Consider the following 6,499-nt stretch of genomic DNA (forward strand, 5'->3'; position numbering starts at 1 on the left):
ATTGGCCGCCAGCTGCCGGGCGACCACCCCCGAGGCCTCGCCGGCCTCCTGGAACATGCGGGTCGCTTCGGGCGTCAGGGCTGCGGAGCGGGTCAAGACGGCTTCCTTCACGAGGGCGGGCGCGGGATCAGGACAGGGCGTTCAGTTCGGCCACGAAGTCGTAGGCGTCGCCGCGGTAGTAGGACTGGGTCACTTCCACCGCCCGGCCGTCCTTGAGGAAGCCGCGCCGCTCGATCAGCAGGCCCGCGTCCTTGACCGGCACGTCCAGCAGCTCGGCCTGCTCGGCGGCGAACAGGATGGCCCGCAGCCGCTGCAGGGCGCGCACCGGCCGGTGGCCGGTCTTTTCCAGGGCCTCGTAGAGCGAGGTCCCGACGATGTCGGTGGAGGGCAGGGCGAAGGCGGCGATGGTGGTGTATTCCACGGCCATCGGCGAGCCGTCGGCGTAGCGGATCCGGGCGAAGCGATAGACCGGCGTGCCCGGCGACAGGCCAAGCGTCAGCGATTCCTCGGGCGTCACCTGGCCTTCGCTGCGGCTGATCCATTCGCTGTGCGGGACGCGACCGCGCGAGATCATGTCCTCGGTGAAGGACGACAGCGCCGAGAAGCTCTTTTCCACCCGCGAGGCCACGAAGGTGCCAGCCCCCTGGCGGCGGGTGAGCAGGCCTTCGCTGACCAGGCCGTCCAGCGCCTTGCGAACGGTGATCCGCGAGATGCTGAATTCTTCGGCAAGGTCGCGCTCGGCCGGCAGGGCGTCGTCGGGCGCCAGCACCTTCTTCTGGATCGCCTCGCGCAGGGCCCGCTGCAACTGCTTGTACAGCGGCGCGTGGTCCTGCCCGTTGCCGTCCAGGCCCCCGATCTTTTCGGAAAACAGCATCAGGTCCCCACCAGCGTCAGGCTTGCATCTACCGCGATTTGCGCACCCCGGCGGCGCACGCAACAGTTCATGACCATTTTCATACCAATTATCTCATGGTCTGCAATTGGTTCTTTTTAGGTATTGTCATCAGCAAAAATTTCGTCACAGTCACACTCCGAGGTCTGAGAAGTACCGCTCTTTGCGGCTTTGCCGCGAGAAATTGGTATCGGATTGGGCTTGGGGTTCGGCTCCGGGTCCAAAGACCCGGCACAATGGGGAGAAGCCGAGTTATGAAGAGCATTCACAAGGCGGTCCTGACCGCTTCCGCCAGTCTGCTGGCCGTATTGGTCGCTGCGCCCGTCATGGCGCAGGAGACCCCGACCTCCGTCGATGAGGTGGTCGTCACCGGTATTCGTGCGTCGCTTCAGCAATCGATCCAATCCAAGCGTAACGCCGACGCCATCGTCGACGTGGTCACCGCCGAGGACGTCGGCAAGTTCCCGAGTTCGAACGTCGCCGAAGCGCTGACGATCGTTCCGGGCGTCACCGTCGATCGTCAGTTCGGCCAGGGCGAAAAGGTCTCGATCCTGGGCACCGATCCGGCCCTGAACCGCACTCTGCTCAATGGCCAGACGGTGGCTTCGGCCGACTGGTTCATCCTTGATCAGCCGGGCCGGACGTTCAACTACGCCCTGCTGGCCCCGCAGATCGTCGGCAAGGTGGAAGTCTACAAGTCGCCCGAGCCCCGCCTCGACGAAGGCAGCATCGGCGGCACGGTGATCGTCAACACCCGCAAGCCGCTGGACCTGAAGTCGCTGACCCTCCAGGGCTCGCTCAGCTATCTCTACAACGATCGCTCCAAGAAGTCCGACCCGCAGGTGGCGGTGCTGGGCAGCTGGAAGAACGCCGACCAGACCTTCGGGATCGCGGTCTCGGCCCAGCACGCCAAGGACCAGCTGCGTCGCGACGGCATCGAGTCGTACGGCACGATCCCGGCCAGCTACTATAACGGCGGCAACCCGGAAAACCCGGTCAGCTCGATCACCAACGGCAACTGCACCGGAACCTGCGCCACCACCCTGGCGGCCAATCCGAACGCCCGCGGCGTCAACTCGCTGTCGGTCTCCTATTTCGAGCAGGAGCGCGTCCGCGACAGCTACACCGCCGCCGTCCAGTGGCGCCCGACCGACGCCCTCGAGCTGAACTTCGACTGGCTGAAGATCAAGGCCACCTACGACAACACCAACCAGTCGTTGTTCGCCTTCCAGGGCAACACCTGGAACAGCCTGGGCGCGCTGACCGCGATCACCATCGAGGACAACGTCATCCGCAAGGCCTCGTTCAAGCATGCGCTGAGCGTGCTGGACGTGCAGTACCGCGAAGCCGAGCTGAACTCCGACACCTATCACCTGACCGGCAAGTGGACCGGCGACGGGATCGACGTGTCGGGCGAGGCCGGCTACTCGAAGGCCGACGGCGGCACCACCCGCCAGCTCTACGGCGAGTTCCTGAACTGGGCCGACTACACGGTCGACTTCACCGGAACGCCGGGCTCGCCGGGCGTGCTGACCTACACCAACCCGACCGCCGACGGTAATCCGCTGGCCGACGCCAGCAAGTTCTCGTTCGACGGCGGCTGGGGCGGCGGCGATCCGTCGGTCGGCCCGACCGGCTACAACGCCGGCTGGGGCGGCAACATCGTCTCCAAGCCGACCACCGACAAGGAGAGCTACGCCCAGATCGATGCGGGCAAGGACTTCGACGGCGTGATCAAGCGCGTGCAGGTCGGCTACAAGTACCGCAAGCACGAGACCACCCAGGCGATGTCGGGCGTGACCGTCTCGGTCTACGGCAACCCGGCCAGCGCCTCGCAGTTCAATCCGTCGATCGTGCCGAGCAACTATCTGAAGGGCTTCGACGGCGTCACCGACGCCATGGGCAGCCGCTTCAAGATCGATGGCGAGGCCCTGGCCAACTACATCGCCAGCGGCGGCTATCTGCGTCCGTGGCAGGCCAAGCCGGTGCCGACGATCTTCGGCAACGCCGAGTTCACGGCCCAGAACTGGGGCATCGAGGAGACCATCAACGCCCTCTACGGCCAGGCCGACTTCCAGGCCGACAACGTGCGCGGCAACTTCGGCCTGCGCTACGTGAAGACCGAGTCCGACAGCGGCGGCTATGTCTGCGTCAACCAGACCGCCACCGGCTGCGGCACCACGGCCGCCGACTGGGCCTGGACGGTGAAGTCCAAGAAGTACGAGGACTTCCTGCCCAGCCTGAACGTCATCGTCGACGTGAAGGAGGATCTGGTGTTCCGCTTCGCCGCGGCGCAGGTGATCTCGCGTCCGAACTACGCCGACATGTCGAATTACTTCTGGCTCTCCGACCAGATCCTGACCGGCGGCGGCGGCAACCCGGACCTGAACCCCTACAAGTCGAGCAACGTCAACGCCTCGATCGAGTGGTACTTCGCGCCGGAGGCCATCCTGTCGGCCGAGGTGTTCCACAAGGACATCAGCAACTACATCCTGCAGCAGACGGTCGCCGAGCAGCACTTCAATCAGGCGCGCAACGCGGTCACCACCTACCAGATCAGCCGTCCGACCAACGCCGGCTCGGCCACGGTCAAGGGCGCGGCGTTCGCCTACCAGCAGACCTTCGGCCTCGGCTTCGGCCTGCTGGCCAACTACACCTACGCCGACGGGGAAGCCGACGGCGGCGCGCCGCTGCCCTACAACTCCAAGCACCAGATCAACATCAGCCCGTTCTACGAGCACGGTCCGTTCTCGGCCCGGGTGACCTACAACTGGCGCTCGAAGTACTTCACGGGCCTGGACCGCGGCGACCAGATGTTCGTCCGCGCCTACAAGGGCCTGGACGCCACGGCCGGCTACGCCTTCACCGAGAACGTCAACCTCTCGGTCTCGGCGCAGAACCTGCTCGACAGCGAGTACTACGCCTACGCCAACACCACCATGCTGCCCCGCGGCGTCTACCGCACGGGCCGCAAGCTGCAGGCGACGATCAACGTCTCCTTCTAAGCGACCGGAGATCCGGGGGCGCGCTTTAAAGACCGGCGCGTCCCCGAACCCGCTGATTTGCATTCAACGCGGCTTGGTTCAGGATCCCTTCATGAGCCCGGCCGCGCCATTCCCCCTCCTGACTGCAAGCAGCGAGCTGGGGCGGGTTGGTCTTGCGCCGCCCGCCTCTTTTTTGCCGTCCGCTTGCCGGTGAGAGCTTTCCCCGCATGATCAAAGTCCTGCTGCTGGCCTCCGCGGCCATGGCCTTCGCCGTTCCCGCCTTCGCGGCCGAGCCGCTGACGCTTACGCCGGCGCCGGCCAAGGCCGAACGCGCCGAGGGCGTCTTCCGCCTGACCGCCGCCACCCGCATCCATGTCGCCAAGGGCGATGTCGAGGCGCGCGGCGTGGCCCTGCAATTGGCCGACCTGCTGCATCGGGCCCGGGGCCTGCGCCCGGCCGTGGTCGAGGGCGCGCCGGCGGCCGGCGAGGCGGCGATCTCTCTCGTGCGCGGCGGTCCGGACGGCGAAGGCTACGCCCTCGACGTCGCGCCCGGCGGGGTGAAGATCACGGCGCTCAAGCGCGCCGGCCTGTTCTACGGCGCGGTCAGCCTGTGGCAGTTGGCGGTGCAGGACGAGAGCAAAGGGACGGTTGACGTGCCCGCCGCCCATGTGGAGGACGCCCCGCGCTTCGCCTGGCGCGGCTTCATGCTCGACAGCGCCCGCCACTTCCAGTCGGTCGAGACGATCCGCACGATCATCGACGGCATGGCGGCCCACAAGCTCAACACCCTGCACTGGCACCTGGTCGACGACCAGGGCTGGCGGCTGGAGATCAGGAAGTACCCGAAGCTGACGGAGGTCTCGGCCTGGCGCCAGCCGGCCGGGGCGGCGGGGTTCGATCCTAAGACCGGCAAGCCGGTGCGCTATGGCGGCTTCTATACCCAGGACCAGGTGCGCGAGCTGGTGGCCTATGCGGCGGCCCGCAACATCACCATCGTTCCCGAAATCGAGATGCCGGGCCACGCCCTGGCGCCGATCGTGGCCTATCCGAAGCTCGGCCTGACGCCCAATCCGCCGGCCCTGGCCCGCCACGACTGGGGGATCTTCCCCTATCTCTACAATGTCGAGGACGGCACGTTCGAGTTCCTCAACGACGTGCTCGACGAGGTGATGGACCTCTTCCCGTCGGAATACATCCACGTCGGCGGCGACGAGGCGGTCAAGGACCAGTGGAAGGCGAGCCCCGTCATCCAGGCCAAGATCAAGGAACTGGGCGTCAAGGACGAGCACGGCCTGCAGAGCTGGTTCATCCAGCGGGTCGAAAAGCACATCAACGCCCGCGGCCGCCGGCTGATCGGCTGGGACGAGATCCTCGAAGGCGGCCTGGCGCCCAACGCCACGGTGATGTCGTGGCGCGGTATCGACGGGGCCATCGCCGCCGCCAGCCAGGGCCACGACACGGTGCTGTCGCCCGAGCCGACCCTCTATTTCGATCGTCGGCAGAGCACGTCTTTGGACGAGCCGCCCGGCCGGATCACGGTCAGCAGCCTCAAGGACGTCTACCAGTTCGACGCCGCGCCCGACGCCCTGACGGCCGACCAGCGCAAGCACATCCTGGGCGTCCAGGCCAATCTGTGGACCGAGCACGTGCGCACCGACGAGCGGGCCCAGGCGATGGCCTTCCCGCGCCTGGTGGCCCTGGCCGAGACGGCCTGGACCCAGGAGGAGCGCCGCGACTGGGACGGCTTCACCCAGCGCCTGCCGGCCGAGATGGCGCGGCTGAAGGCGCTGGGTGTCGTCGCCGACACCGCGCCGTTCGAGCCGCAGGCGACCTTGCGTCCGGGGCAGGGCGGGGCGGTCGTGGCCAGCCTGGCCAGCGGCCTGTCGCTGGGCCAGGTGCGCTACACCACCGACGGCTCGGAGCCCTCGGCGGCCTCGCCGGTCTATGGCCAGACCCTGTCGCTGAAGGCGGGAACGACGCTGAAGGCGCGCAGCTTCCTGGGCGCGGCGCCGCTGGGCCGCACCCGTGGCTGGACCGCGACCGAGCTGGCGGCCAACACCCGCGAGAGCCGGCAGCTGGAGCTGTGCGGCGCGGCCATTCCGCTGGCCTTCGAGGACGACGCGCCGATCAACGGCAAGGACGGGCCGCGCGCCATCTTCGCCATCGATCTGATGAACCCGTGCTGGATCTGGAAGGGCGCAGATCTCTCCAAGGGGCTGAAGCTGACCGCCCGGGTCGGCCAGGCGGCGTGGAACTTCCAGATCGGCGCGGCCAAGGACCAGATCGTGGTCCGTAAACCCGCCACGCCCGACGGCGAGCTGGAGGTGCGGCTGGGCTGCAAGGGCGAGCGCATCGCGGCCATCCCGCTGGGCAAGGCCGGGCGAGGTCCGGGCCTGGGCACGGTCAGCGGCGTGCTGCCGGCCCGCGAGGGCGTGCACGATCTTTGCCTGACCTTCACGGCCAACAGCCTGGATCCGATGCCGGCCCTTGACCGCGTCACCCTGACGGCCGGTCAGTAGCTCCTTCTTCCCCGTTCGCGACGAGAATTCCGCCCATGTCCACCCTGGTGCTTCAATCGCCTTTGGCGGGGTGGTCGGGACCGTTGGAGGAGGTTCCGGACGCG

3 protein-coding genes are annotated in these 6,499 nt (G+C 67.3%); 2 read left to right on the forward strand and 1 reads right to left on the reverse strand.

Annotated elements, in window-relative coordinates; genetic code table 11:
- Nucleotides 1-127 precede the first annotated feature (127 nt).
- Nucleotides 128-874, reverse strand: coding sequence for a GntR family transcriptional regulator (locus DMC18_RS13450; protein WP_110118608.1), 747 nt, complete (start codon nucleotides 872-874; stop codon nucleotides 128-130).
- Nucleotides 875-1,146: 272 nt separating this feature from the next.
- Between DMC18_RS13450 and DMC18_RS13455 the strand changes: the two genes are divergently transcribed.
- Entirely contained in the window at nucleotides 1,147-3,897 is a 2,751-nt protein-coding gene (locus tag DMC18_RS13455) for a TonB-dependent receptor (protein WP_110118607.1), read from the forward strand.
- A gap of 206 nt (nucleotides 3,898-4,103) precedes the next feature.
- Entirely contained in the window at nucleotides 4,104-6,395 is a 2,292-nt protein-coding gene (locus DMC18_RS13460) for a family 20 glycosylhydrolase (protein ID WP_110118606.1), read from the forward strand.
- Nucleotides 6,396-6,499 lie beyond the last annotated feature (104 nt).

Origin of the sequence: Caulobacter sp. D5, from assembly GCF_003185805.1 — a bacterium.
Taxonomy (GTDB): Bacteria; Pseudomonadota; Alphaproteobacteria; order Caulobacterales; family Caulobacteraceae; genus Caulobacter.

Coding starts and splice junctions, on each gene's coding strand:
- DMC18_RS13450 (WP_110118608.1), bottom strand. CDS start 874: ATGCTGTTTTCCGAAAAGATCGGGGGCCTGGACGGCAACGGGCAGGAC.
- DMC18_RS13455 (WP_110118607.1), top strand. CDS start 1,147: ATGAAGAGCATTCACAAGGCGGTCCTGACCGCTTCCGCCAGTCTGCTG.
- DMC18_RS13460 (WP_110118606.1), top strand. CDS start 4,104: ATGATCAAAGTCCTGCTGCTGGCCTCCGCGGCCATGGCCTTCGCCGTT.